Genomic DNA, 24,769 nt, shown 5'->3' on the forward strand with positions numbered 1-24,769 from the left:
CTTCCCGTCGTGGCACGTCAGGGTTGTCGGAGCGTCAGCCCGCCCGGAGCGTCGGGGCGACCTGTTCGGCGACGATCTGCAGGATGCGCTCGTGCGCGGCAGCGTCGCCGTTCGCCGGGAGGGTGATCACGAGCTCGTCCGTCGCCGCCACCGCCGGGTCCGCGAGGAGCGTCTCGGTGATCTGCTCGACCGAGCCCGCGACCACCTTGCTGAAGCGGAACGGCGGCCCCGAGAGCGGACGGCCCTCGTCGTCCATGCCCGCCGCGTACCCGGTCAGGAACTCCTCGTGCACCGCGCGGTCGTGGTCGTCCAGGAGGGGCACGACGATCCGGCCGACGGCGACCCTCGGCGTGCGGTCGACGTGCTCACCGGTGCCCTGCAGCTCCGCGAAGCGCTCCCGGTACGCCGTGATCTGGCCCGCCTGCGCCACGGCGAACGGCGCGCCCGTGTCCTCGGTGTTCAGCGTCGAGCAGTGCAGCAGCAGTCCCTTCTCGGCCGTGCGCACCGCGGTGCCGAGGCTGCCGCCGCCCCACCAGACGCGGCCACGGAGCCCTGGGCTCAGTGGCTGGAGGGCCAGGTCGGCCCCGGCCGGGATGCTCTCGTAGCCCTTCCCCGCCGTGCCGAGCGGTTCCCCCTGCAGGACCTCGAGGAGCCGTGCGGCGCGCGCCTCGGCCTCGTCGCGGAAGCTCCGGTCGACCGGGCCGAACACGGGGTCGAGGATCGGTCCGTAGCCCGCGATGCCCGTGCTGATCCCGAGCTGCACCCGCCCACCGCTCAGGAGGTCGACCGTGCTCGCGTCCTCGGCCAACCGCACCGGGTCCTCGTACCGCATGCCCAGCACGGCGGTGCCGAACCCGATCGTGCTCGTCCGCTGTGCCGCGGCGGCGAAGAACGTCATCGGACTCGTCAGGAACGGCTCGAAGTGCCGTCCGCGCACCCAACCGGTGCCGTAGCCGAACGACTCGGCCGCGGCGAAGAGTCGCAGGCCGTCCTCCAGCGCAGCGGCGGCACCTGCGGTGCCACCGTGGTTCGGGACGAAGGAGAGGAAGCCGAGATCGCGCATGTCGCGAGTCTATGCGCGCGTATGGAGCGGGGCTCGCGGCCCGGCACGATCCGGACTGGAGGCGCGGGGCGGACCCGTACCGAGCCTCCCGGCCGTCTCGTCGTCACCACCCACCTGGGAGGATGGACGCATGACCGACGTCACCACCCAGCCCCCGCTCGTCGCCGCCCTGCCGGCGGCGGTCGACGGTGTCGTCGACCCGGACGCCGTCTACGAGGCCTTCGCCGCGTGGGCCGCCGAGGGCGGCCGACCGCTGTACCCGGCGCAGGACGAAGCGGTGATCGAACTCGTCTCGGGCGCGAACGTCGTCCTCTCGACCCCGACCGGCACCGGCAAGTCCCTCGTCGCCGCCGGCGCGCACTTCGCGGCGCTCGCCGAGGGGAAGCGGAGCTACTACACGGCGCCGATCAAGGCCCTCGTGTCCGAGAAGTTCTTCCAGCTCGTCGACCTGTTCGGCGCGGAGAACGTCGGGATGGTGACCGGCGACTCGAGCGTCAACGCCGACGCCCCCATCGTGTGCTGCACGGCGGAGATCCTCGCCAACCTCGCGCTGCGGCAGGGGCCCGATGCCGAGGTGGACGTCGTCGTCATGGACGAGTTCCACTTCTACGGCGACCCCGACCGCGGGTGGGCGTGGCAGGTGCCGCTGCTCGTGTTCGAACGCGCGCAGTTCCTCCTCATGTCCGCCACCCTCGGCGACGTCACCACCATCGCGGACGACCTGTCCCGCCGCACCGGACGGCCGACCGCCCGGGTGACCGGTGTCTCCCGACCAGTCCCGCTGTCGTACGAGTACGTCATGACGCCCGTGCAGGAGACCGTCGAACGGCTGCTCGAGGAGGGCAAGGCACCGATCTACATCGTGCACTTCGCCCAGGCCGCCGCGCTCGAGCGGGCGCAGGCACTGATGTCCGTCCGCGTCGCGTCCCGTGAACGACGCGATCTCATCGCCGATGCCGTCGCCGGGTTCCGGTTCAGTGCCGGCTTCGGGCAGACCCTCTCGAAGCTCATCCGCGCGGGCATCGGCGTCCACCACGCGGGGATGCTGCCGAAGTACCGTCGGCTCGTCGAACAGCTCGCGCAGCGCGGCCTCCTGCCGGTGATCTGCGGGACCGACACCCTCGGCGTCGGCATCAACGTCCCGATCCGCTCCGTGCTGCTCACCGGCCTGACGAAGTTCGACGGCTCGCGGATGCGGCAGCTGTCCGCGCGCGAGTTCCACCAGATCGCCGGACGGGCCGGACGCGCCGGGTACGACACCGAGGGCGACGTCGTCGCCGAGGCGCCTGAGCACGAGATCGAGAACGCCCGAGCCCTCGCGAAGGCCGGCGACGACCCGAAGAAGAAGGGGAAGGTCAAGAAGAAGAAGGCGCCGGAGGGATTCGTCTCCTGGGGGCAGGCCTCCTTCGAGAAGCTCATCGCGGCCGAGCCCGAGCCGATGGTGTCGCGCATGCGCATCACCCACGCGATGGTGCTCTCCGTCGTGGCCCGCGGGGGATCCGTGTTCGAGAACGTCCGGGCGCTGGTCTTCGAGAACCACGAGCCCCGATCCCGGCAGCTCGCGATGGCCCGGCGCGCGCTCACCATCGCCCGGACGCTCATCAACGCTCGGGTGATCGAGCGGTTCTCCGGGCCGCCTGTGTCGTACCGGCTCACGGTCGACGTCGCGCCGAACTTCGCGCTCAACCAGCCGCTCTCACCCTTCGCGCTCGCCGCGTTCGAGCTGCTCGACCCGGAGTCGCCGACGTACGCGCTGGACATGGTGTCGATCGTCGAGTCCACGCTCGACGACCCGCGGGCGATCCTCGCGCAGCAGCAGTTCAAGGAGCGCGGCGAAGAGGTCGCGCGCATGAAGCGGGAGGGCATCGAGTACGAGGAGCGGATGGAGCTGCTCGAGGAGGTCACGTGGCCGAAGCCGCTCGATGAGCTGTTGACGGCCGCGTACGAGGCCTACGCCGCCGAGCAGCCGTGGGTCCTCGACTTCACGCTCTCGCCCAAGGCCGTCGTCCGGGACATGTACGAGCGCGCCATGACCTTCGGTGACTTCGTGCGGTTCTACCAGCTCACCCGCTCGGAGGGGCTCGTCCTCCGGTACCTCTCCGACGCGTACCGCACCATGCGGCAGACCATCACCGAGGAGCAGCGCACCCCCGAGCTCGACGACCTCATCGAGTGGCTCGGCGAGGTCGTCAAGCAGACGGACTCCTCGCTCGTCGACGAGTGGGAAGCGCTCCTCAACGGAGACGTCGCGCTGGCGGAGGCCGAGCACGAGGAGATCGCGCCGCCGCAGCCCGCACGGCTCACCGGGAACGTGCGGGCCTTCCGGGTCCTCGTCCGCAACGCCCTGTTCCAGCGGGTGCTGCTCGCCGCCGCCGACGACCCGGAGGGGCTCGGGCAGCTCGACGCGACCAGCGGGTTCGACCGATCGGCGTGGGACAACGCGCTCGAGGAGTACTACGACGCGCACGACTCCATCGGGACCGACGCGGACGCGCGGTCGATGGAGTACCTCGTGCTGGCCGAGGACACCGCCGCGCGGACGTGGCGTGCGCGACAGATCTTCGCGGACCCCTCCGGCGACAAGGACTTCGGGTTCTCGGCGACCATCGACCTCGATGCCTCCGACGCGGCCGGCGAAGCGGTCGTCCGCGTCACCGAGATCGGCCGGTTCGACGGGTGGGCCGAGGTGGACGTCGACTGATGGCTCCCGTCGCCCGTGCGCTCGGCGGTCCGTCCGCCGCGCGCGACGTCGCCGCCTTGCAGGACCTCCTCGAGTCGGTGCCGGACTACGCCGAGCGCATCACCGGCTACCCGCCGGGGCCGTCCGACGGCCTCAGCGCGCTCATCGGCGTCCCGGACGGGTTCGACCCCTCGGGAAAGCACGGCCTCGGGCTGTGGGACGGCGACCGTCTCGTGGCCTTCGCGGACGTGCTGCTCGGGTACCCGGCGCCGGAGGTCGCGTACATCGGACTGCTCGTCGTCCGCGGTGGGTCGCACGGGCAGGGGCTCGGGCGAGCGATGCACGACGAGGTCGTGGCGTTCGCCCGTGCGTCCGTCGGGGTGGGTGTGCCGGCATCGTCCGTCCCGATCACCCGGCTCCGGCTCGGGATCGTCGCGACGAACGCGGACGTGGCGGAGCCGTTCTGGCGTTCGCTCGGGTACGAGCCGACGGGGGAGACGAAGCCCTACCGGTACGACCGGCTGGAGAGCACCGTCACACTGTGGGAACGCCCACTCTGACGTCCGGGTACGTTCGACGGCAGCCCAGCCCCGTCCGGTGGCCGGGACCGTCGAGAGGAACCGCCATGCGCATCGGATCGAGCATCGCCCTGATCGTGATCGGCGCCATCGTGGCGTTCGCCCTGAACATCCAGGTCGCCGGGGTCGACCTCCGCCTGATCGGCTACATCCTGATGGCCGCCGGCGTCGTGCTGCTCATCATCAGCCTGGCGGTGGCGTTCGGCGGCCGTCGCACCACGACGACCACCCGGAGTGGGATCGATCCGGCGTCCGGTGAGCAGATCACCCGGCAGGACCGGCGGGACGGGACCTACTGACCCCGCTGCCTGCCCGACTTGCCAGGCCGGGTCCACCTCACCGGCCAGAAGTTCGCCGCAGCGCGGCGAGCAAGGCTTCGCCGTCCGCGACGTCGTAGAGCGCGAAGTTCCCGCGCTCGGGCGTGAGGTCGAGGCCGGTGTTCGCGTACTGCCGCACCGCCTCGCTTCCACCCCAGAAGAGCGTGTCGAGGTGGCGTGAGTCGTCCGACTCGACGGACATGTGCTCGGCGGAGCGATCGACTTACCAGTCGGTCCGGCTCGCGGAGGTCTCCCGGACCCGGCGCTCGTTCACCACGAGCACTCGGTGGTCCGTGACCGCGTAGACGTCGGTGCGCTTGCGGTGCCGCTTCACGAGGAAGCGCCCGACGAGCGCGTGCGCGGCAGAGACGGACAGCGCTGCGAGCACGACGATGGTCACCGGGTGGGCGCCCGACGAGAACACTGCGACGTCGGCGACGGCGAGTCCCGCCGAGAACAGCACGCTGAGGGGTATCAGCCACCGATCGGTGTCGACGAAGACGCGGGCCGGGTCGCTCCGGCCGACCCAGAGGAGCTCTTCGCCGTCGTGGAGCCGTGACTCGACGAGTGACCGTGCCTCGTCGGGACCCGGCGCTCGTCCCATCAGAACAGGGTCGCGGGCGGGGTCGCCTCGGGCAGGGGCTCCGGCTCGGTGACCTCGACGCCGGGCCAGCCCGGGCCGTGCGGTACGTCGGTGCCGTTCTGGTACGCGGTCGCAGCACCCCGGGCGCGGACGTCGGCAGCCTCGTTCATCTCGTGCCCGACGTGACCGCGGACCCACTCGAAGGTGACCTTCCGGCCCTGCAGCTCGGCGTCGAGCTCCTTGATGATCTCGACGTTGAGCACGGGCTTGCCGTCGGCCTTGCGCCAGCCCTTCCGCTTCCACCCGGCGAGCCATTCGGTGCAGGCCTTGATCGCGTACTGGCTGTCACACAGGATGTGCAGCGGCTCGCCGGTGTCCTTCGTGGCACGGAGCAGTTGCAGCACGGCGGTCAGTTCGCCCTGGTTGTTGGTCGCCTTCGGCCACCCGCCCGCCGCCCACCGGTCGTCGTCGACGTACCAGGCCCAGCCGGCCGGGCCGGGGTTGCCGAGGGCGGAGCCGTCTGCGGCGGCGACGATCGTCACGATGGGACCTCCAGGTGGTGCGGGTGCTGCACCACCGTAACGGAGGTCAGGGACGTCAGCGCTTCGCGGGGTCCAGGTTGAGCGTCGTGCCCTCGAGCAGCCACTCCTCGGCACCGCGCGTCTCGAGGTACGGGTTCAGCCACCGCAGCTGCGCCGGGGTGACGTCGAACCGCTTGCTGACCGTCGTGAGCTCGTCGCCGTGCGAGACGCCGTAGGAGGTCGGCGTGCCGTCGGTGTCCTTGACCCAGCCGTACGCGCCGGGACGGGCCTTCCCGACCGTGACCCGGAGGTCCGGGTACGGGTTCGGAAGCCTCCAGTCGAGGGCACCGATCGCCAGGACGGAGCCGACCCACGGTCGGTCGTCGGACTCGGAGCCGTCCTCGTTCGGCATCGGCACCAGCACCGCGCTGGAGAGGTAGTCCGGTGTCCTGCCGGCATCGTCGAGCGGAGCCTTCGCCGGCGCCGACGTCCCGCTCCACTGCACCTGGCTCCGGACCACCGTGTCGTACCCGTCGGCGTACTCGGCCGGGCGGTGGCGGAACTGCAGGGCGATGGGCTGCGGGTTGGTGGTCCGGTAGTCGGACAGCTCGGCGTCGAACAGACCATCGGCCCGCTGCACGATACGCACGTGCAAGCTGGTCTCACCGGACTTCGACACGACGTCGGTCTCGGCGGCGACGGAGCCCGGCGTGAGCGTGGGCGTCGCGGTCGGGGTGGGTGCCGGTGACGCCGTGCGGGAACCACCGCCGTCGGGTCCCGCGGCCGCCGTCCTCGTCGGCGCCGGCACGGAGTCGTCCCCGCCGAACGGCGAGCAGCCGCTCAGCACGAGCATCGTCGTCAGTGCCACAGCCGTCGCCCCGAGCGCCGCGATCGTCCTGGTCCTTCGTTCCACGTCGTTCCCCCTCGAAACGACCCTAGTGCGATGCCACCGCGCGGACAGGGCAACGGGAACCGGACGACGGCGGTCGTGACCGAACCGTTGCCGGAGGGGAGCGGCCTACTGTGCAGCCCATGAGCGACAGCATCCCCCAGGCCCCCGGCCCCGACGAGTCCGACGACCGCGCCCGCGACGACGAACTGCGCGACGCTGCGCACCACGAGGGCGCCGACGGTCTCGACGACCGCACCCAGCGCGCGGCGGACACGTCCTACAGTCCGTCGAGCGAGCGCGAGACCTTCGCCTTCCAGACGGAGCAGCGCGACGACGCCGACCTCCGGGAGGACGGCATCGACCCGTCCCGTGTCGTCGCGGCACCCGGGACCGGCGGCGCGGACGACGCCGGCGACGTCGAGCCGGAACCGGGCGACCTGAACCTGCCGTGGCAGTCCGAGGAGGACCGCCAGGGCTGATCGGCAGACGCCGGCCCAGGCTCGACGGGTAACTTCCGGCGCATGCCCGTTCCCTGGATGGAGCGCACCGGTCGGACCCCTGGAGGGGTCGTCGGGGCGTGGTTCAACGTCGTCGTGTGCGCCGTGCTCGTGGTGGGGCTGCCGATCGCAGCGCTCTCCCGAGGTCAGGGCGCGGTGCACATCGCCTTCGCCGTGGTCCTGACCGCGGTCGCACTGGGCATGGAGGTCCTGTTCGTCCGCAACCTGCGCCAGCAGCTCGCTCGCAGGAGGGGCGAGTGAGCGGTCCGGCTTGGTTCTTCGCGATAGGTGGCCTGGTCGCAGCGGTCTGGGGCGTCACCGTCGCGGTGTTCAATCGGTGGGCGCAGCGGATCGGCGGCGACGAGTTGATGAACGGGAAGCCGCTCACGCCGGGCTTCGTGCGGTTCATCGGCATCTTCCTCGCCGTCGGCGGCACAGTGATCGCCGTCTTGGCGTTCAGCGGCGTGCTGCCGGAGAGCTGAGACCCGCCCTACGACACCGAGTCCGGGTGCGAGCCCGTCCGCTGCCCGGACTCGAGCGTCGCGATCGCCGCGAGGTCGTCCTCGGTCAGCTCGAAGCCATCGACGTCGATGTTCGAACGGATCCGCCCGGGCGTCACCGACTTCGGCAGCACCACCACGCCCTGCTGCACGTTCCACCGGACGAGCACCTGCGCGACGCTCACCCCGTGCGCCTCCGCGATCGCGGAGAGCACCGGCTCGTCCACGAGACGCCCCCGACCGAGCGGCGACCACGCCTCGGTCACGATGCCGTGCTCGGCGTGGAACGCCATCAACTCGCGCTGCGGCAACCACGGGTGCCGCTCGACCTGGTTCACCGCGGGCACCTCGCCGGTCTCGTCGATGATCCGCTCGAGGTGCGGCACCTGGAAGTTCGAGACCCCGACGCTCCGCGCACGTCCGGACGCACGCAGCTCGACGAGCGTCCGCCACGTCTCCACGTACTGGTCGCGGGCCGCCGCCGGCCAGTGGATGAGGTACAGGTCGACGGCGTCGACCCCCAGCCGGTCGAGGCTCGCGTCGAACGCCCGCAGGGTCGCATCGCGACCCTGGTGGTCGTTCCACACCTTGGTCGTCACGAAGACGTCGTCACGGTCCAGCCGGGAGGCACGGATCGCCTCCCCGACGCCGCGCTCGTTCCCGTACATCTCGGCTGTGTCGACGTGGCGGTACCCGGCGTCGAGCGCCGTGCGGACGGCGACGGCTGCCTCGGTGTCGTCGACCTTGTAAACGCCGAAGCCGACGGCGGGGATGCTGCGACCGTCGCGGAGGGGGATGGAGGTGACCATGCACCCATCCTGCCGATCGTGGCGGGCGTGCGTCGTGCCTCCCGGCCGCTCCTCGCACCACGTGATCGACGTGACGCGCGTCGATCGACGCGCGCGGTGTCGGAACGCGCGCGTTTCGTGGAGCGGGTCGGGCCTACGTGGGGAGGTTGACCGGCTCGGTGTCGGGGATCGGGCTCGCGTCGCGGCCGCGCAGGTCGGGCAGCCACTGCTTCGCCGCCAGCGGGAGCAGGACGCCGACCAGCGCCATGCCCGCGCCGACCATGAGTCCGCCGGTCGGGCCGTGCAGGTCGATGAGGAACCCGGCCACAGCGGAACCGCCAGCCGCGCCGATGAGCTGGCCGGTGCCCATCCAGCCGTAGGCCTCGGCGGTGTCGGAGAACTTCACCGTCGCCGACACCGAGCCGAACATCACGGCGAGGGCCGGGGCGATGCCGCCACCCGCGATGAGGAGCGCCAGGCAGAGCCACCAGAAGTTCGTTCCGCCGACCGCGAGCGCGAGGCCCACGAAGACGATCGCCGTGCGGGTCCAGAGGGTGTTCGGCGAGATCGGGCGGTGGCCGAACGCGAGGCCGCCGACCAGGGACCCGATCGCGAACACCGCGAGGACGATGCCCGCGTTCGGGCTGCCCTCGCCGAACACGCTCGTGACGCTGGCCTCGACCGCGGCACACGCTCCGATGAGGAGGAGGCCGGTCAGGGTGGCGACGACAACCGAGGGGCGGCGCAGCACGACGCCGAACGCCCGCTTCGAGCGGGGGATGCGCACGCGGCCGAGCTCGGGGGAAGCGATGAACCACACGCCGCCGATGACGAGGAACGCCATCGCGACGACGATCGCCTCGACGGTGCCGATCTGCGTGGCGACGAAGGTCGTGATGACCGGGCCGGCCACCCAGATGAGCTCCTGCGCGCTCGCGTCGAGGGAGAACAGGGGAGTGAGCTGCGCCGAGGTCACCATCTTCGGGTAGATGGTGCGCACGGCCGGCTGGACCGGGGGCACCGCCAGCCCGCCGATGAACCCGACGACGACGTAGCCCCAGAGCGGCATCAGGACGAAGCCGACGACACCCATGCTCGCGAGCGCGACGATGCTCGTCAGGATCAGGACGGGACGCATGCCCCAGCTGCCCATCCACCGGCTGGTGAGGGGCCCGGCGATCGCCTGCCCGATGCTCGTCGTGGCGAGGACGAGGCCGGCCGCGCCGTACGAGTCGAAGACGTGCTCGACGTGGAGCAGGTACGCGAGCGAGAGCATCCCGAACGGGAAGCGGGCGGTGAGCTGCGCAGCGATGACACGACCGACGCCAGGGGTCTTCAGCAGGGGCCCGTACGTACTCACAAGAGGAGTGTACGGACCGGACGGACGGCCTGTCCCCCGGTCGGGGAGGTGTGCACGAACGGCTCCTGTGCACGGTCGCGTGCCGGGCTCCGCGACACGCCGATCGTGTTCTGCCCACAGGCGTGGAGAGATGTGTCCACAAGGTGTGGAGGAGTGTCGGTGGCCAGGATCAGACTGGCGGAATCGCGGGCCTCTCCCGACTGTTCACACTGTGGAGGGCGTTGTGGAGAACTACACGGCTGTAACACTTTCTCTTGTGGTCGGTCCCGGTGTCGGCCACTAGATGTAGTATCGAGTCACCGGGTCGAACCCGCCCTCAGCAGGCGCAGCGCTTGCTCTCCGCGGGCCCCGGCAGGCTTCAGAAGCACCACTGCAGCACAACCACCAGCACCACTGAACGACCCGCTCGACGGGCCGAGAACACAGGGGAGATCATGGCCGTCACCGTCTACACCAAGCCGTCCTGCGTCCAGTGCACCGCGACGTACCGGGCCCTCGACAACAAGGGCATCCAGTACGAGGTGCACGACGTCTCCACGGACGAGGCAGCCCTCGAGCACGTCAAGAGCCTCGGCTACATGCAGGCCCCGGTCGTCGTGACCGACGACGACCACTGGTCGGGCTTCCGTCCCGACAAGATCGCGACGCTCAGCGCCGAACTCGCGTGACCCCGGTGTGGTGCTCGCCTCGGTGAGCACCGCACCGCCCCTCCTGATCCGCTGTCCGCACCTCTGACCAGGGAGCGCACATGAGCAACCTCGTCTACTTCTCGAGCGTGTCCGGCTACACGGCCCGCTTCATCGAGAAGCTGGGGCTGCCGGCAGACCGGATCCCGCTCTACCCGAACGACCCGTTCCTCCACGCGGACGAGCCGTACGTCCTCGTGCTGCCGACCTACGGGGGCGGCAACGGGCAGGGAGCGGTCCCGAAGCAGGTCATCAAGTTCCTCAACGACGAACGCAACCGCTCCCTCATCCGCGGTGTGATCGTCGGCGGCAACACGAACTTCGGCGAGGCCTACGGTCTCGCAGGGGACGTCATCGCACAGAAGTGCGGCGTCCCCGTCCTCTACCGTTTCGAGCTCTTCGGCACGCCTGACGACGTGCACGCAGTCACCACTGGATTGGAAGCATTTTGGACGCAGCAGTTGCAGACGTCGATCTGACGTCGCCGCAGACGGGGATGGACTACCACTCCCTCAACGCGATGCTCAACCTCTACGACTCGGACGGGAACATCCAGTTCGACAAGGACCGTGAGGCCGCCAAGCAGTTCTTCCTGCAGCACGTCAACCAGAACACCGTCTTCTTCCACAACCTGAAGGAGCGGCTCGACTACCTGGTCGAGAACGAGTACTACGAAGCCGCGACGATCGAGCAGTACTCGCTCGACTTCATCCAGAAGCTCAACGACCTGGCGTACTCGAAGAAGTTCCGGTTCCAGACGTTCCTCGGTGCGTTCAAGTACTACACGAGCTACACGCTCAAGACGTTCGACGGCAAGCGCTACCTCGAGCGCTTCGAGGACCGCGTCGTGATGACCGCCCTCGGCCTGGCGCAGGGCAACGAGCAGCTCGCGATCGACCTCGTGGAAGAGATCATCGCCGGCCGCTTCCAGCCCGCGACCCCGACGTTCCTCAACACCGCGAAGGCCCAGCGCGGCGAGCTCGTCTCCTGCTTCCTCCTCCGCATCGAGGACAACATGGAGTCGATCTCGCGCGGCATCAACTCCTCGCTGCAGCTCTCGAAGCGCGGCGGCGGCGTGGCCCTGCTGCTCTCCAACATCCGCGAGGCCGGCGCCCCGATCAAGCAGATCGAGAACCAGTCCTCCGGGATCATCCCCGTGATGAAGCTGCTGGAAGACTCCTTCTCCTACGCGAACCAGCTCGGTGCGCGTCAGGGTGCCGGTGCCGTCTACCTGTCGGCGCACCACCCGGACATCATGAAGTTCCTCGACACCAAGCGCGAGAACGCCGACGAGAAGATCCGCATCAAGACGCTGTCGCTCGGTGTCGTCGTGCCGGACATCACGTTCGAGCTCGCGAAGAACAACGAGGACATGTACCTCTTCTCGCCGTACGACGTCGAGAAGGTCTACGGCATGCCGTTCGGCGACGTCCCGATCTCCGAAAACTACCGCGCGATGGTCGACGACTCGCGCATCAAGAAGACCAAGATCAAGGCGCGTGACTTCTTCACGACCATCGCCGAGATCCAGTTCGAGTCGGGTTACCCGTACATCGTGTTCGAGGACACGGTGAACAAGGCCAACCCGATCAAGGGTCGGATCAACATGTCCAACCTGTGCTCGGAGATCCTGCAGGTCAACACCCCGACGACCTTCAACGAGGACCTGTCCTACAAGGAGATCGGCAAGGACATCTCCTGCAACCTCGGCTCGCTGAACATCGCGCTGACGATGGACTCGCCGGACTTCGGCAAGACCATCGAGACCGCCATCCGCGGCCTCACGTCGGTGTCGCAGATGTCGCACATCTCGTCGGTCCGCTCCGTCGAGGACGGCAACGACAAGTCGCACGCCATCGGCCTCGGCCAGATGAACCTGCACGGCTACCTCGCTCGTGAGCGCGTGTACTACGGCTCCGAAGAGGGCATCGACTTCACGAACATCTACTTCTACACGGTGCTGTTCCACGCCCTGCGCGCCTCGAACAACATCGCCATCGAGACGGGGGAGACCTTCGACGGCTTCCGCGACTCGAAGTACGCGTCGGGTGAGTTCTTCGACAAGTACACCGACCAGGAGTGGACGCCGGCGACCGCCCGCGTCGCGGAGCTCTTCGCGACCGCGAACATCGCGATCCCGACGCAGGACGACTGGAAGGCGCTGAAGGCGTCCGTCCAGGAGCACGGCATCTACAACCAGAACCTGCAGGCCGTCCCGCCGACCGGTTCGATCTCGTACATCAACCACTCGACGTCGTCGATCCACCCGATCGCGTCGAAGATCGAGATCCGCAAGGAAGGCAAGCTCGGTCGCGTCTACTACCCGGCGCCGTTCATGACGAACGACAACCTGGACTACTACCAGGACGCGTACGAGATCGGTGCCGAGAAGATCATCGACACGTACGCCGCGGCCACGCAGCACGTCGACCAGGGTCTGTCGCTCACGCTGTTCTTCAAGGACACCGCGACCACGCGTGACATCAACAAGGCCCAGATCTACGCATGGCGCAAGGGCATCAAGACGATCTACTACATCCGTCTGCGTCAGCTCGCGCTCGAGGGCACCGAGGTCGAGGGCTGCGTCAGCTGCATGCTCTGATCGCTCACGCGATCACCCTTCGGACTGGAGGCGCGGGGCGGCCCCGCACCGCGCCTCCAGTCCGCATCTTCGTCAGTCAGTAATCAAAGGAACGTGCGTTGGTCGAGAAGCTGAAGCTCATTGATCGGGTCCAGGCGATCAACTGGAACCGCATCCAGGACGACAAGGACGTGGAGGTCTGGAACCGCCTCGTCAACAACTTCTGGCTGCCGGAGAAGGTGCCGCTGTCGAACGACGTCCAGTCGTGGAACACGCTGACGCCGGCCGAGCAGAAGATGACCATGCGCGTCTTCACCGGCCTCACGCTGCTCGACACGATCCAGGGCACCGTCGGCGCCGTGTCGCTCATCCCCGACGCGATCACCCCGCACGAGGAAGCCGTCTACACGAACATCGCGTTCATGGAGTCGGTGCACGCCAAGAGCTACTCGTCGATCTTCTCGACCCTGGCGTCCACGCCCGAGATCGACGAAGCCTTCCGCTGGTCCGAGGAGAACCCGAACCTGCAGAAGAAGGCCCAGATCGTCATGGACTACTACCAGGGCGAATCGCCGCTGAAGCGCAAGGTCGCTTCGACGCTGCTCGAGTCGTTCCTGTTCTACTCCGGCTTCTACCTGCCGATGCACTGGTCGTCGCGGGCGAAGCTGACGAACACCGCCGACCTCATCCGCCTCATCATCCGCGACGAGGCCGTGCACGGCTACTACATCGGCTACAAGTACCAGAAGGGTCTCGAGCAGGTCACCGAGGCCGAGCGTCAGGAGCTCAAGGACTACACGTTCTCGCTCCTCTTCGAGCTGTACGAGAACGAGACGCAGTACACGCAGGACCTCTACGACGAGGTCGGGCTGAGCGAGGACGTCAAGAAGTTCCTGCACTACAACGCGAACAAGGCGCTCATGAACCTCGGGTACGAGCCGATGTTCCCGAAGGAGCTCACCGAGGTGAACCCGGCGATCCTGTCGGCGCTCTCTCCGAACGCGGACGAGAACCACGACTTCTTCTCGGGGTCGGGCTCGTCGTACGTCATCGGCAAGGCGGTCGTGACGGAGGACGAGGACTGGGACTTCTGATCCCGGGCTGACTCGTGGGAACGCCCCGCTGGCTTCGGCCAGCGGGGCGTTCGTCGTTCAGGGGCGCGGTCGCCGACTGGTCGGAGAGCGGAACTTCATTGAGATTTGATTCGGTCGGGCTATCTGCGACACGGCAGTCGCATTGCGTGCGTTGCAAGAAGCTGTGTTCGGTGCGGACCGGCTGTCGGACGGCCATCAGGATCTCCATCGGAGACGTTGATGGGCAGCGACGGCTCTTTCTGCGAGATCGGTCGCGGCTGTCCTAGGGCCTCCTCACGTACTACGGTTCGAGCGTGCCCGTGTTCTCCAACGACGACATCCTCGGCAACAGGCTGGACTTCGAGATTGCCCGCGACGGATTCGTCCGGAGGTTGCAAGGCGATGCTGCGTTGCGCAATGGCGAGACGTGGCTTCGGCGCGAGGGCTATCGGGTCATCGAGCTGGACGCCGGGGCATGGAGAGAAGGCATGCAGATGCACATCGCCTTCGCGACGGCCCTGCAGTTCCCCAGCCACTTCGGGAGGAACCTGGACGCGCTCGACGACTGCATGTCAGACGTAGCCGTGGCGAACTACGGGTGGGACGGAACCGAGACGGGCCTCGTCCTGATCCTGTCCGGCTTCGACGATTTCGCTCAACGACTCCCACGGATCGCCGACCACGTGAAGCAGATCCTGGGGAGGCAGGGACGCTACGCAGCACTCTTCGGGAACCGGCTCCTCACAATCTTGTCCTGAAGACGATGGGGCACAATCGGCGTCCCCGCCTTGGCTGGTTTCTGAGGCGACGGGCTGTCGGGACACCGCCAGCCAGAGCGTTTTGCGGAGGACCAGCATGAGTCCTGGGTCCACGTGTTGGACGCTGCCGAGGGCTGCCGCCGACCACAGTGAGCTGAAGTCTCTGTCCTGACGATGCAAGTCGGGGGAACTGGGTGCCACTCCCAGCAGTGGGCCGCCGACGTCTCGGAGGCTGGCGGTAACCGTCTCCTTGCTGATCAGTTTGCGGAACTGTGCACGAGTAACGTTCGCCCAGTGAGTGCGCTCTGGCCGGGGTTGGCCGCGGTGATCTTCCTCTGTTGGGGCGGCATCCTCCTCAGCTTCCCCGAGCTGATCGCTCGATTCTCGCGCAAGGTGCAAGGCGAGTTCTGGGGAGGTCAGCTCACTCCCGAGCGAACGAGATACCTCGGATTCGGCTTCGTGCTCACCGGTGTGGTCGCGGCCGGATTGCTCCTCGCGTTGATCCTTCGAGGCTGAGCGCGGCGTCCCCTCGGAAGCTTGGTCGACGAGAAGGTCGTCGGCTCGACAGGAACGGACGCGACGTAGCCTGGTCGGATGAACGACCAGCCGCCCCGCAGCATGGCCGATCTGTTCACGGAGGGCGAGGAAACTGTTCCGGCGCCCCGCAACGCAATCCGCGCCGTCGGTCTGGTCGGCTTGATGACGTTGTTGATCACGGTGATCGCGGTCGTCGCCGCTGTCGTCGTGACCGTGACGTTCTTCGCCACGGTCCTCGGCGGAATCTTCCTGATCTTCGGGCTGGGGCCGCCGCTCCTCTGACGGGCCAGCCAGTGCTTCACGAACCGCGGTGTAAGAACCTCGGTGACACTCGACAGCTAGGTTCGTCGCATGAGTCGAACGAACGTGCTCTGGGTGGTGTTCCTGTTGCTCGGACTCGTGTTCGGTGCAGTCTCCATCGTGCTTCTCTCGAGAAGCACCTCCGGTGTGTTCGGATGGATCACGCTCGTCTGTGCCATGGTCATCCTGGTGTGTTCCGCAGTGGCGTACCGCCGTGCCCGCCTCCATCCGTGACAGGTTTCCGATCGGTGATCGGACGCCGGCCGCTCGGTCTGGTTGCATCGATGCACCGCTCGCGATCGTTTCGGACACACCCGTCGTCCCCGCGGGAGAGGAGCGCCGCATGTTCAGGATGAAGGGGAACCTCGTTCCGCCGACCATCATCGGGTTGTTTGCGGTCGCTGTTGGCGCGCTCACGCTGCTTTCGCCTCACCGCGCAGATGGCAGCGTTGCCGTCTGGGGTGTGCTCGCGGGATTGTTCGGCGTCTACGTGCTGTGCGGCGTCGTCGTGTCCTGGCGGGCGCGGAGATGAGCACGCGGAGCGCGGGAGACACAGCCGAGCCGTTTCGTGCGCCCAGCGCCCGAGAACGAGCGATCGTGGATGCTCTTGCCGGCGTTACTCGTAGGAGGAGTGCGGATGCACTCCGGTCGCAAGCGTCGGTGATGCTCGTCGCGGCGAACTGCGAGTGCGGGTGTGGCAGCTTCGCAGTGTCGTCACCAGGCGCTGTGCCAGCTGTGACCATGCACGATGTGCCCGCTCTCGTCGGGAACGAGCCTCCGATCGAGGTGCTGCCTGTCGTCAGCGGTGACGGCAGATTGGCGAGCGTGGAGATGACGTACTTCCTCACGGAGGCGCACGGCATCCCCGAAGAGAGTTCCCTGACCGCACGATGGCCGGATTGACATCGATGACCGGACCACCAGGCGATTCGGCTGCCGCCCTGGCCGCCGTCACTCCGGCGGCGTTGTCCCGGCGCCCTCGGTGTCGTCTGAGCCAGCCGGACCGGTCCCGGCCTCATCGAGGTTCTCGTGCGGGTCGCCCATGTCTCCAGTTGCTGCGCCGACGGCGGACAGTCCGTAGTGCTTGCGAACAGCATTCGCTTCGACCAGGGAAAGAGTGTGTCCGGTTCCGAGGACCGGCGCATCCTTGATCGCCTCCTTGGTGTACCCGACGTGCAGGTCCGTGCCGTCGAGGGTGGCGTCCTCCACCGGGATCAGGGCCTGGTGCCTCCCGAGCACCCCCGTTGCGACGCTGACGTAGGCGGCGCTTCCGTCCTCATCGGAGGGGAACACCTGTGTCACCTTGCCGATCGACGCACCGCTGCGATCACGGACCGTCGCGCTCTCGACCCGGTGGATGAGGCTCTTGGAGATCATGGGCGTAGTCAACGCCGTACGCCTGATGCTTCAGGGAGACGAGAGCGGTTCGTCGCAGGACGAACCGCGGCGGACGGCGCGGTGCGCAGCGGGGATGGACAGGAGTACTCCGACGAGCAGGACCGCCGCGGCCAGGAGCACCGATATCGGGTGTCGCAGCACCGGGATGGCGATGCTGACCAGGCACCACAGCACGCTGGTGGCTCCGGCGATCACGGTCGGCCGCAGCGCTGCGCGGTGGCCGATGCGCCAAGCGGCGTCGCTGGACATCGTCAGCCGCGTCCGGACGCCCGCGAGATCGTTCCGGGCGAGTGTTCCGGTGGCACCGCGCCAGGTCAGCCAGGTCACCAGGGCGGCTGCGCCGATCTCGAGCGACAACGCGAACACCATTGCTCCTCCCATGGTGTTGAACGGTAATGTTTCACCATTGAGCAGTCAACTTCCCGAGGAGGAGCACGATGCGAAGTCCGTTCGATGCCTCTGGATTTCGGCGTGCGAGTCTCCGGACGGCCGACGGATGGCGTGTGGTCCGCGAGCCCCGCGGGCCCTACGCTGATGCGTCGCTGATCGAGTGGGGAAGCATCACCAAGGGGGGTCGTGGGCACGACGGCCGTGCTCACGCTCGATGTCGAACAGCCGGTCGTGCACTACCTGCCCGACGTGCCCGATCCCGACATGACCGTTGCTGACCTCGTGCACCACACGTCGGGACTGCCTCGGCTGCCGGCAAGGATGCGGGATCGAGTCTTCGGCGATCCGTACCACGACGCCGTCGGCGTGCCGCTGGACCTGGCGCTCGTGGTATCGGCCGGCCATCGTGGCCAGTACGTGTATTCGAACCTCGGGTACGCCGTCCTCGGAGCGGTCCTCGACAGGGTGCACGGCGATTGGTCCGCTGCTCGGGAGCACGTCCTCGAGCCTGCAGGAGTGAGGTCGGCAACGCTGGCGCCTCCGTCGACCGAGCGCGCCGTCCCGAAGTTGTTCGGGCGTCCCGTGCGGCCCTGGGATCTCGGCAACTCGTCGTTCGCAGCTGCTGGCGGGATGTGGTCGACGTTCGAGGACCTCTGCCGCTACGCCGACTGGGTGCTGGAGTCCGGCCCGGACCGGCTGCGGTCGGTGAGCTGGCGGCGTGAAGGAGCAACGACGTGGATCAACGGAGAGGTCCGGGCGGCCGGGGCGTCCATCGTGAACGTTCGAGGGATCACCGCGGTGGTCCACGCGCTCGCGAAGGCCCCGCACGCCGCCGATGGAATTGCCACGGCACTCATCCAGCAGGAGCTCGCAGCATGACGCGACGACGGCGCGCCGTTGGCCGTTCGCGCCGCACCGTCCTCGCGATCGTCGCGGCGGCGCTTCCCATGGCCGGCGCCGGCGCGGTCACGTGCGCCTGGTGGGGCCGGCTACCCGCCCGGATCGCCACGACGTTCGGCCCGGACGGCGAGCCGAGCGGGTACGAAGACCCGTCAGCGGCGGCGATCGTCGTCGGTGCGCTGCTGGCGGTGTTCCTCGCGGCTTCGGCGATGGCTGCACTCGCCGAGGACCGACGCAAGGCGCGCGTTGCGTGCGCGGTCACCGCCGGCTTCGTCGCCGTGCTCGCCGTCAGCTGGGTGATCCTGGTGGGGCTGGCCTCGTCGACGTTGGGGCCGGCAGCGTGGTGGCTCATGCTCGCGGCCCCGGTGTGGACAGGCGTCCCGTACTGGGCGTTCGGAGCGGCCGGTGGGGATGACGACGTGGCGCCAGGACCAGCGCGCCGTCACCGCCGGGCAGCAGCCGCGCCTCCCGGCCGCTCTGCAAGCTGACCGAACGGCCGACGCGACGAGCGCGACGCGTCGTGCTAGCGGCCGGCCGGCACGGCCGCGCCCACCAGCTCGGCCCGCACGATGTCCGCCCCGGCGGACAGCGCCCCGAGCTTCGCGAGCGCAGCACTCCGCGCCAGCGGCGCCATCCCGCAGTTCGAGCTCGGGATGAGCTTGTCCGCGTCGACGAACTCGAGCGCCCGCCGCAGCACCTCGGCGACCTCGTCCGGCGTCTCGACGGTCTCGGTGGCGACGTCGATCGCGCCGAGCATGACCTTCTTCCCGCGGATGAGTTCGACGAGGTCGAGCGGCACGTGGGAGTGGATGCACTCGAGGGAGACGATGTCGATCGAGGACTGCTGGAGGAGCGGGAACGACTGCTCGTACTGCCGCCACTCGGCCCCGAGTGTCTCCTTCCACCGGTTGTTCGCCTCGATGCCGTAGCCGTAGCAGATGTGCACGGCCGTCTCGGCGGTGTGCAGGCCCTCGGCGGCACGTTCGAGCGCGGCGACGCCCCAGTCCTGCACCTCGTCGTGGAAGACGGTGAAGGCGGGCTCGTCGAACTGGATGACGTCGACGCCGGCGGCCTGGAGCTCCAGTGCCTCCTGGTTGAGGATCGTGGCGAACTCCCACGCCAGCTTCTCGCGCGACTTGTAGTGCTGGTCGGAGAGGGTGTCGATCATGGTCATCGGGCCGGGGAGCGCCCACTTGATCGGCCGGTCGGTCTGGGCGCGCAGGAACCTGGCGTCGTCCACGAAGACCGACTTCGGGCGGCTGACCGCGCCGACGACCGTGGGGACCGCCGCGTCGTACCGGTCGCGGATCCGGACGGTCTCCTTGCGCTGCTGGTCGATGCCGTCGAGGTGCTCGATGAACGTCGTGACGAAGTGCTGCCGCGTCTGCTCGCCGTCGCTGACGATGTCGATCCCGCTGCGCACCTGCTCGTGCACGGCGGAGCGCAGCGCGTCCTGCTTGCCCTCGGCCAGGGCGTCGCCCTCCAACAGCCAGGGGGACCACAGCTTCTCGGGCTCGGCGAGCCAGGACGGCTTCGGCAGGCTGCCGACGATGGAGGTGGGGAGGAGAGACGTCATGCGAGTGCGGGTCCTGTCGGGGAAGAGGGAAGTCAGAGAGCGACGGCGGCGTCGGCGGCGAACCGGGCGAGCAGCGCGCGGTGCGGTGTCACGAGGTGCTCCTCGGTCCACCGGCCCTGGGTGACGCCGAGGCGGCTGCGCTCCTCACGGTCGTACGTGACCGGCGGCACCGTGAAGTCCGTGTGCTCGAGGGTCGGGCGGTAGATCGCGCCGGCGGGGGTGTTCGCGTTGTAGATCTCCGGGCGGTAGATCTTCTGGAACGTCTCCATCGTGGCGATGGTGCCGATGAGCTGGAGGTCGGAGTAGTCCGCGGTCAGGTCGCCGCGCGAGTAGAACGCGAGCGGGGCCGAGGCTCCGGCGGGCTGGAAGTACCGGACCCGCATGCCCATCCGGCCGAAGTAGTCGTCGGTGAGCGAGGAGTGCTCGTGGTCGTACTCGGCGCCGAGGACCGGGTGGACGAACCCCGTCTGCCGGTAGGTCTGGCTCGTCGAGACGCTGATGCAGACGACGGGCTCCGTCGTGAACCGGGAACCGAACGCCGACGACGAGAGGAATCGCTGGAAGAGGACCCCGTGCAACACACCGAAGTCGGACGGCAGCGACGGCAGTGACGGCAGCAGCACCGAGAAGTCGTAGTCGCGGAGGTACGACGAGAAGTTGTTGCCGAGGATCCCGTGGTGGCGCTCACCGGTGTGCTGGTCGACGATCGTGACGTCGAGCATCTCGAGCAGCGGGAAGCGCTCCGCAGCGCCCTCGTCGACGAACTCCATCGACACCGACACGATGTCGAGCTCGGCACGGTACCGGTCACTGGTCGCGCTCGACACCGCAGACGACCCAGCGGCGCCGGCCAGCTCGTTCAGCCGCCCGTCGATCATCCCGAGCGCGTTGCGGAGGTTCTCCTGCCGCCGTTCACCGCGCGCGAGGTTCGCGAAGTTCGTCGTCAACCGGGAGCTGTCGGAGGGGGAGTAGTCCTCGTCGAACCGGGTCCTGGTGATGCTGAAGGTGAGGTCGTCCGTCATGGTGAGCCATCCGTCTGCTGAGCGGCCCGGAGGCACTGGGAAGGGGTTCCTCGATCATGACCGGAACCACGGGTCATCAGGTAATACGGAGACGCTATGCGGCGGTATAGCCTCTGCCTATGGCCCGGGTTGCGAACGACATCACCCTCCAGCAGCTGCGCTACTTCATCGAGGTCGCGTCCGAGGGGTCCATCAGCGCAGCCGCCGACCTGCTCTACGTGTCGCAGCCGACGATGTCCGCGGCGATGAAGGACCTCGAGGCGCGGATCGGGCGCCCGCTCTTCACCCGGTCGGCACGCGGCGTCGTGCTCACCGTCGACGGGGTCGAGTTCCTCGGGTACGCCCGACAGGTCGTCGAGCAGGTGTCGCTCCTCGAACAGCGCTACGTCGGCCGGCAGGCATCACGTCGGCTGCTCGGGGTGAGCGCGCAGCACTACTCGTTCGCCGTCGAGGCCTTCGTCCGCATGGTCGAGGGGGCGGCAGCGGACGAGTACGAGTTCTCCCTCCGTGAGACCCGCACGTGGGACATCATCGAGGACGTCCGCACACTCCGCAGCGAGGTCGGCATCCTCTACCGCAACGACTTCAACCGACAGGTGCTCGGCAAGCTCTTCCGGGACGCCGGGGTCGTGTTCACCCCGCTGTTCGTCGCGCAGCCGCACATCTTCGTCGCCCGTCGGAACCCGATCGCCGCCCGGGAGCGCGCGACCCTCGACGACCTGGCCGACCTGCCGCGGCTCACGTTCGACCAGGGCGCGAACAACTCCTTCTACCTCGCCGAGGAGATTCTCTCCACGATGTCGAGCAAGCGGGAGATCCGGGTGTCGGACCGTGCGACCATCTTCAACCTCATGATCGGCCTCAGTGGCTACACGATCTCCACCGGCCTCATCAGCGACGACCTCGACCCCGAGATCGTCGCCATCCCGCTCGACGTCGACGAGCGCATCGAGATCGGCTGGATCGCGCACGCCTCTGTCCCGCTCACGGTGCAGGCGCAGACCTACCTCGACGAGCTGCGCGCGGTGGTCACCAGCTACGGGGTCGAGCCACTCGGGTAGGCGGGTAGGCGGGTGGGCGGGTCGCGACAGCTGGCGGTCGCGCGTCGACCGCTGTCGCGGTGACCGGCCTGGAGGCGCGACCCGCCCTCACAAGGCAGGTCGCGCCTCCAGGCCGGTCACCTCGGGCCCTGCCGCGACGGTCAGCGGAACAGGTCTCGCCAAGGCGACGTCGGATGCGCGCGGCGGATCGCCGCGTCGAGCCAGTCGCGCGCCTCGTCGTCGAGCAGCGGGGTCACCGCCGCCCGGTCCGCGTCGTCCTTCGCAAGCGGAGCAGCTGACTTCCAGAGCAGTTGTACTTCGGGGCCCACGACCCGCATCCCCTGTACGTTCAGGACGGCGGACGCCCAGGCGCGGTCGATGGTCGGCTCCCGCCGGTAGCGCCACGCGTGCTCGTCACCGTCCTCGAGGTTGATCTGCAGACACCACGATCCTGACCGGCTGTCGAGGCACCACACGTTGACCAACGGCTCGTGGTCGGGCGCCTCGTCGAGCGGCGTGAGCATCCCGGACTGCGCTGCGAAGCGGTGCAGCCAGTCGGGGAGCGTCGCGACGAAGTCGGGGAAGTCCTCTGCGGTGACGCTGACGTCGACATCGCCGTGCGCGCGGGACTCGTACCCGAGCAGCACATCGAGGGCGACTCCGCCGGAGAGCCATGCGCGACCGTCTGCGATGAGATCACTGACGTCGGCGACCGGCAGGGGTGCCCACCGGTCGACGGACGGGTCGTGGCGGCGTCGCATGCCGACACGGTACAGGCGTCCTCGTGCCGGCCGGGCGCGCATCGGTCACGGGGTCGGGGTGTCGCTTCGATCGGTGAACTCGGTGAGGACGAGGTGCTGGTGGCCGTCGACGAGCTCCCGCGCGACGTCGAGGTGGCCGGCGTGCGTGGCGGTCTCGGTGATGACGTGCAGGACGGTCTCGAGGAGGGAGCGGTCCGGCGCCCAGGGGTAGAGCGCCAGGGCCCGTGACGAGGGGCGCGCGTCGAGCGCCGTGTACTCGATGACGCGGTCGGAGCGTGCCGCGGCGGCCGCGTAGTCGTCGAGGATCTGCTGGCGGCTCGGGAACGGTGACGGGTGCCACACCTCGTCGTCGGTCGGGAGGTCGAGCGCCTCGCCCGCGACGACCCCCTGGAACCAGAACCGCTCGACGTCGGAGGTCAGGTGGCGGACCATGCCGAGCGGGGCCCAGCCCGACGGGACAGCGGAGCTTGTCAACGCCCCGTCGGGGAGGCCTTCGAGGGTGCTGAGGACGCGGCGCCGCTGGGCACGCAGGGTGTCGAGCAGGAGGTCTTTCGGGTCGGTCATCGCGTCTCGTCCCATTCGTGGAGCGCGGCTTCGACACCGCTCGCGTCGTTGCTCAGGACCACGATCTCGGTGTCCGAGTCCGGCACGGCGGCGAGCAGGGACTGGAAGCCGGGGTTGTCCCCTGGCACGAACCAGCCGTCGTCGCCGAGCACCTGCCCGAGGAAGGTGCCGTAGCCGTACGCCGTCGCCGAGAGCGGTCGGTCGACGGGGTCCGGCGGCTCGAGGACCGCCTGTGGGGACAGCATCTCCGCGACCAGGGCGTGGGGGATGAGCTGCCCGGACCGCAGGGCTCGGCCGTACCGGAGCAGGTCGCTGGCCGTCGTCCACAGGTCGCCGGTTCCGGGGAGGTCGGCGAAGCCCTCCTCGACGGCGATCGTCCGGCCGTCGACGTGTCCGCCGGCCGCTCCGTGACGCGGGAACTGCCCCGAGGTCGTGTCGTGCATCCCGGCGGGTTCGAGCACCACGTCGTCGAGGACGTCCGCGTACTGGCGTCCGGCCACCGCTTCGATGACGAGCGCGACGAGGAGGAAGCCCGGTCCGCTGTACCGGAACCGATCACCGGGCGCGGCGTCGGGTTCCGCGGTCAGGGTCAGCCGGACGAGTTCCTCGTGCGACGGCGGGACGGCGAGCAGGGGCGGCACGCCGTCCAGGCTGTCCCAGTGCCCGAGCCCGGAGGTGTGGCTGAGGAGGTGGTGCAGTGTCACCGTCCGCAGGTGTCCGGGGATGTCGGGCAGGTGCTCGGCGATCGGTTGGTCGAGCGCGAGGCGTCCGCGGGCGACGAGGTCGAGTGCGACGACGGACATGAGCTGCTTGCTGATCGACCCTGCCTGGAACCTGGTGCCGAGAGTGATCGGTGGTGAGTCCGGTCCGGCGGTGTTCCCCACGACCCGCTCGACGACCGGTTCCGCTCCGTGGGCGACGAGCATCGTCCCGGACCAGGCGCGATGCGGGGTCGTGCGTGGTGCGTGGGACGGGTCTGTCCCGATGCGCTGCTGGAGTTCCTCACGCTCCCGGTCGGTGAGCGGGGGGAGCGGGTACCGGCTGCGGTCCTCGCGGAACTCGTACCCGTCGCCCTCCTGCCGGGGGATCAGGTGGAGGTGCGCGTGCGGCACCCCCTGGTCGGCGGTGACGCCGTTCGACATGAGGAGGTTCGTGCCGGTCGTCGTCGCGCCGAAGACGGTCCGCACGGCCTGGTCCGCTCGTTGCGCGAGGACCGCCATCTCGACGACCTCGTCCGTGGTGAGGGACGCGAGGTCGGGCGCGTGGCGGAGCGGGAGCACCAGCAGGTGGCCGCGGTTGATCGGCTGTCGGTCGGCCACGACGATCACGGCATCGGCTGCCGCGATGATGTCGAAGCCGTCGGAGGCGATGGCGCTGCAGAACGAGCAGCTGATCGGGGCCATG

Annotated in this window: 33 protein-coding genes; 19 read left to right on the plus strand and 14 right to left on the minus strand. The window is 68.7% G+C overall.

Annotated elements, in window-relative coordinates; genetic code table 11:
* Positions 1 to 34 precede the first annotated feature (34 nt).
* Positions 35 to 1,063, minus strand: coding sequence for an LLM class flavin-dependent oxidoreductase (locus tag QPJ90_RS07625; RefSeq protein WP_290133820.1), 1,029 nt, complete (start codon positions 1,061 to 1,063; stop codon positions 35 to 37).
* Between the two features lie 130 nt (positions 1,064 to 1,193).
* Here QPJ90_RS07625 and QPJ90_RS07630 point away from each other — a divergent pair, with 130 nt between their 5' ends.
* The 3 genes from QPJ90_RS07630 (at position 1,194) to QPJ90_RS07640 (ending at position 4,620) form a co-directional block, all read left to right on the plus strand.
* A complete protein-coding gene (locus tag QPJ90_RS07630; protein WP_290133821.1) occupies positions 1,194 to 3,764 on the plus strand; it encodes a DEAD/DEAH box helicase in 2,571 nt (856 codons plus the stop codon).
* The gene (locus QPJ90_RS07635; RefSeq protein WP_290133822.1) at positions 3,764 to 4,303 is read left to right on the plus strand and encodes a GNAT family N-acetyltransferase; all 540 of its coding nucleotides are present in this window, start codon (positions 3,764 to 3,766) and stop codon (positions 4,301 to 4,303) included. The genes QPJ90_RS07630 and QPJ90_RS07635 overlap by 1 nt, the downstream gene beginning before the upstream one ends.
* 65 nt (positions 4,304 to 4,368) lie before the next feature.
* Positions 4,369 to 4,620: a DUF6458 family protein gene (locus QPJ90_RS07640; protein WP_058725573.1), complete on the plus strand. Its 252-nt coding sequence runs from the start codon at positions 4,369 to 4,371 to the stop codon at positions 4,618 to 4,620.
* A 37-nt stretch (positions 4,621 to 4,657) separates the two neighbouring features.
* Here the strand turns inward: QPJ90_RS07640 and QPJ90_RS07645 are convergent, their stop codons facing one another.
* The 4 genes from QPJ90_RS07645 to QPJ90_RS07660 are packed head-to-tail and all read right to left on the minus strand — an operon-like array spanning position 4,658 to position 6,655.
* Positions 4,658 to 4,840 (minus strand): hypothetical protein, encoded by a 183-nt coding sequence (locus QPJ90_RS07645; RefSeq protein WP_290133823.1) that lies wholly within the window; start codon positions 4,838 to 4,840, stop codon positions 4,658 to 4,660.
* Positions 4,841 to 4,861: 21 nt separating this feature from the next.
* Positions 4,862 to 5,242 carry a hypothetical protein gene (locus QPJ90_RS07650; protein ID WP_290133824.1) on the minus strand — a complete coding sequence of 127 codons (381 nt, stop codon included), beginning with the start codon at positions 5,240 to 5,242 and terminating at the stop codon, positions 4,862 to 4,864.
* Positions 5,242 to 5,763: a ribonuclease H gene (locus tag QPJ90_RS07655; RefSeq protein ID WP_290133825.1), complete on the minus strand. Its 522-nt coding sequence runs from the start codon at positions 5,761 to 5,763 to the stop codon at positions 5,242 to 5,244. Before QPJ90_RS07655 ends, QPJ90_RS07650 begins: the two co-directional genes overlap by 1 nt.
* A 55-nt stretch (positions 5,764 to 5,818) precedes the next feature.
* Complete coding sequence (locus QPJ90_RS07660; protein ID WP_290133826.1) at positions 5,819 to 6,655, minus strand: hypothetical protein; 837 nt, start codon at positions 6,653 to 6,655, stop codon at positions 5,819 to 5,821.
* A 119-nt stretch (positions 6,656 to 6,774) separates the two neighbouring features.
* On the opposite strand from QPJ90_RS07660, the gene QPJ90_RS07665 reads away from it, so the two are divergent.
* The 3 genes from QPJ90_RS07665 to QPJ90_RS07675 are packed head-to-tail and all read left to right on the plus strand — an operon-like array spanning position 6,775 to position 7,613.
* Positions 6,775 to 7,113 (plus strand): hypothetical protein, encoded by a 339-nt coding sequence (locus QPJ90_RS07665; RefSeq protein ID WP_290133827.1) that lies wholly within the window; start codon positions 6,775 to 6,777, stop codon positions 7,111 to 7,113.
* Between the two features lie 42 nt (positions 7,114 to 7,155).
* Complete coding sequence (locus QPJ90_RS07670; RefSeq protein ID WP_290133828.1) at positions 7,156 to 7,392, plus strand: hypothetical protein; 237 nt, start codon at positions 7,156 to 7,158, stop codon at positions 7,390 to 7,392.
* Complete coding sequence (locus QPJ90_RS07675) at positions 7,389 to 7,613, plus strand: hypothetical protein (RefSeq protein ID WP_290133829.1); 225 nt, start codon at positions 7,389 to 7,391, stop codon at positions 7,611 to 7,613. Before QPJ90_RS07670 ends, QPJ90_RS07675 begins: the two co-directional genes overlap by 4 nt.
* Positions 7,614 to 7,621: 8 nt before the next feature.
* On the opposite strand, the gene QPJ90_RS07680 is transcribed toward QPJ90_RS07675, so the two are convergent.
* Both QPJ90_RS07680 and QPJ90_RS07685 read right to left on the minus strand, forming a co-directional pair.
* On the minus strand, positions 7,622 to 8,440 hold the full coding sequence (locus QPJ90_RS07680) for an aldo/keto reductase (RefSeq protein ID WP_290133830.1): 819 nt from the start codon (positions 8,438 to 8,440) through the stop codon (positions 7,622 to 7,624).
* 133 nt (positions 8,441 to 8,573) lie between these two features.
* Positions 8,574 to 9,779, minus strand: a complete 1,206-nt coding sequence (locus tag QPJ90_RS07685; protein ID WP_290133831.1) for an MFS transporter — start codon at positions 9,777 to 9,779, stop codon at positions 8,574 to 8,576.
* A 434-nt stretch (positions 9,780 to 10,213) separates the two neighbouring features.
* On the opposite strand from QPJ90_RS07685, the gene nrdH reads away from it, so the two are divergent.
* The 10 genes from nrdH (at position 10,214) to QPJ90_RS07735 (ending at position 16,617) form a co-directional block, all read left to right on the plus strand.
* Positions 10,214 to 10,447 carry a glutaredoxin-like protein NrdH gene (gene nrdH / locus QPJ90_RS07690; protein WP_058769310.1) on the plus strand — a complete coding sequence of 78 codons (234 nt, stop codon included), beginning with the start codon at positions 10,214 to 10,216 and terminating at the stop codon, positions 10,445 to 10,447.
* Between the two features lie 80 nt (positions 10,448 to 10,527).
* Positions 10,528 to 10,944: a class Ib ribonucleoside-diphosphate reductase assembly flavoprotein NrdI gene (gene nrdI, locus QPJ90_RS07695; protein ID WP_290133832.1), complete on the plus strand. Its 417-nt coding sequence runs from the start codon at positions 10,528 to 10,530 to the stop codon at positions 10,942 to 10,944.
* A gap of 17 nt (positions 10,945 to 10,961) precedes the next feature.
* Positions 10,962 to 13,067: a class 1b ribonucleoside-diphosphate reductase subunit alpha gene (gene nrdE, locus QPJ90_RS07700; protein WP_290133833.1), complete on the plus strand. Its 2,106-nt coding sequence runs from the start codon at positions 10,962 to 10,964 to the stop codon at positions 13,065 to 13,067.
* A 98-nt stretch (positions 13,068 to 13,165) separates the two neighbouring features.
* Entirely contained in the window at positions 13,166 to 14,140 is a 975-nt protein-coding gene (nrdF, locus tag QPJ90_RS07705) for a class 1b ribonucleoside-diphosphate reductase subunit beta (RefSeq protein WP_290133834.1), read from the plus strand.
* Between the two features lie 293 nt (positions 14,141 to 14,433).
* Complete coding sequence (locus QPJ90_RS07710; RefSeq protein WP_290133835.1) at positions 14,434 to 14,877, plus strand: barstar family protein; 444 nt, start codon at positions 14,434 to 14,436, stop codon at positions 14,875 to 14,877.
* A gap of 294 nt (positions 14,878 to 15,171) precedes the next feature.
* Entirely contained in the window at positions 15,172 to 15,393 is a 222-nt protein-coding gene (locus QPJ90_RS07715) for a hypothetical protein (RefSeq protein ID WP_290133836.1), read from the plus strand.
* A gap of 78 nt (positions 15,394 to 15,471) precedes the next feature.
* Entirely contained in the window at positions 15,472 to 15,696 is a 225-nt protein-coding gene (locus QPJ90_RS07720; protein WP_290133837.1) for a hypothetical protein, read from the plus strand.
* 69 nt (positions 15,697 to 15,765) lie between these two features.
* Positions 15,766 to 15,948, plus strand: coding sequence for a hypothetical protein (locus QPJ90_RS07725; protein WP_290133838.1), 183 nt, complete (start codon positions 15,766 to 15,768; stop codon positions 15,946 to 15,948).
* Positions 15,949 to 16,057: 109 nt separating this feature from the next.
* A complete protein-coding gene (locus tag QPJ90_RS07730) occupies positions 16,058 to 16,246 on the plus strand; it encodes a hypothetical protein (protein WP_290133839.1) in 189 nt (62 codons plus the stop codon).
* A 65-nt stretch (positions 16,247 to 16,311) separates the two neighbouring features.
* Entirely contained in the window at positions 16,312 to 16,617 is a 306-nt protein-coding gene (locus QPJ90_RS07735; RefSeq protein ID WP_290133840.1) for a hypothetical protein, read from the plus strand.
* A 48-nt stretch (positions 16,618 to 16,665) separates the two neighbouring features.
* Here the strand turns inward: QPJ90_RS07735 and QPJ90_RS07740 are convergent, their stop codons facing one another.
* Positions 16,666 to 17,091: a hypothetical protein gene (locus QPJ90_RS07740; RefSeq protein WP_290133841.1), complete on the minus strand. Its 426-nt coding sequence runs from the start codon at positions 17,089 to 17,091 to the stop codon at positions 16,666 to 16,668.
* A gap of 30 nt (positions 17,092 to 17,121) precedes the next feature.
* Positions 17,122 to 17,493 (minus strand): SdpI family protein, encoded by a 372-nt coding sequence (locus QPJ90_RS07745; protein WP_290133842.1) that lies wholly within the window; start codon positions 17,491 to 17,493, stop codon positions 17,122 to 17,124.
* Between the two features lie 195 nt (positions 17,494 to 17,688).
* On the opposite strand from QPJ90_RS07745, the gene QPJ90_RS07750 reads away from it, so the two are divergent.
* Both QPJ90_RS07750 and QPJ90_RS07755 read left to right on the plus strand, forming a co-directional pair.
* Positions 17,689 to 18,381 (plus strand): serine hydrolase domain-containing protein, encoded by a 693-nt coding sequence (locus QPJ90_RS07750; protein WP_290133843.1) that lies wholly within the window; start codon positions 17,689 to 17,691, stop codon positions 18,379 to 18,381.
* Positions 18,378 to 18,890, plus strand: coding sequence for a hypothetical protein (locus QPJ90_RS07755; protein WP_290133844.1), 513 nt, complete (start codon positions 18,378 to 18,380; stop codon positions 18,888 to 18,890). Before QPJ90_RS07750 ends, QPJ90_RS07755 begins: the two co-directional genes overlap by 4 nt.
* 35 nt (positions 18,891 to 18,925) lie before the next feature.
* Here the strand turns inward: QPJ90_RS07755 and QPJ90_RS07760 are convergent, their stop codons facing one another.
* Together QPJ90_RS07760 and QPJ90_RS07765 are read right to left on the minus strand one after the other, a co-directional pair.
* Positions 18,926 to 19,978: a methionine synthase gene (locus QPJ90_RS07760; RefSeq protein WP_290133845.1), complete on the minus strand. Its 1,053-nt coding sequence runs from the start codon at positions 19,976 to 19,978 to the stop codon at positions 18,926 to 18,928.
* A gap of 32 nt (positions 19,979 to 20,010) precedes the next feature.
* On the minus strand, positions 20,011 to 21,000 hold the full coding sequence (locus QPJ90_RS07765) for a putative oxygenase MesX (protein ID WP_290133846.1): 990 nt from the start codon (positions 20,998 to 21,000) through the stop codon (positions 20,011 to 20,013).
* A 119-nt stretch (positions 21,001 to 21,119) separates the two neighbouring features.
* On the opposite strand from QPJ90_RS07765, the gene QPJ90_RS07770 reads away from it, so the two are divergent.
* Positions 21,120 to 22,061 carry a LysR family transcriptional regulator gene (locus tag QPJ90_RS07770; RefSeq protein WP_290133847.1) on the plus strand — a complete coding sequence of 314 codons (942 nt, stop codon included), beginning with the start codon at positions 21,120 to 21,122 and terminating at the stop codon, positions 22,059 to 22,061.
* A gap of 140 nt (positions 22,062 to 22,201) precedes the next feature.
* On the opposite strand, the gene QPJ90_RS07775 is transcribed toward QPJ90_RS07770, so the two are convergent.
* From QPJ90_RS07775 to QPJ90_RS07785, 3 genes are read right to left on the minus strand one after another with little or no spacing between them, the layout of a single operon-like run.
* A complete protein-coding gene (locus QPJ90_RS07775; RefSeq protein WP_290133848.1) occupies positions 22,202 to 22,801 on the minus strand; it encodes a hypothetical protein in 600 nt (199 codons plus the stop codon).
* A 45-nt stretch (positions 22,802 to 22,846) separates the two neighbouring features.
* Positions 22,847 to 23,365 (minus strand): DUF664 domain-containing protein, encoded by a 519-nt coding sequence (locus tag QPJ90_RS07780; protein ID WP_290133849.1) that lies wholly within the window; start codon positions 23,363 to 23,365, stop codon positions 22,847 to 22,849.
* Positions 23,362 to 24,768 carry a serine hydrolase gene (locus QPJ90_RS07785; protein ID WP_290133850.1) on the minus strand — a complete coding sequence of 469 codons (1,407 nt, stop codon included), beginning with the start codon at positions 24,766 to 24,768 and terminating at the stop codon, positions 23,362 to 23,364. The genes QPJ90_RS07780 and QPJ90_RS07785 overlap by 4 nt, the downstream gene beginning before the upstream one ends.
* Position 24,769: the final 1 nt, after the last annotated feature.

It is taken from the genome of Curtobacterium sp. 458 (assembly GCF_030406605.1).
In the GTDB taxonomy this organism is placed as follows: Bacteria; Actinomycetota; Actinomycetes; order Actinomycetales; family Microbacteriaceae; genus Curtobacterium.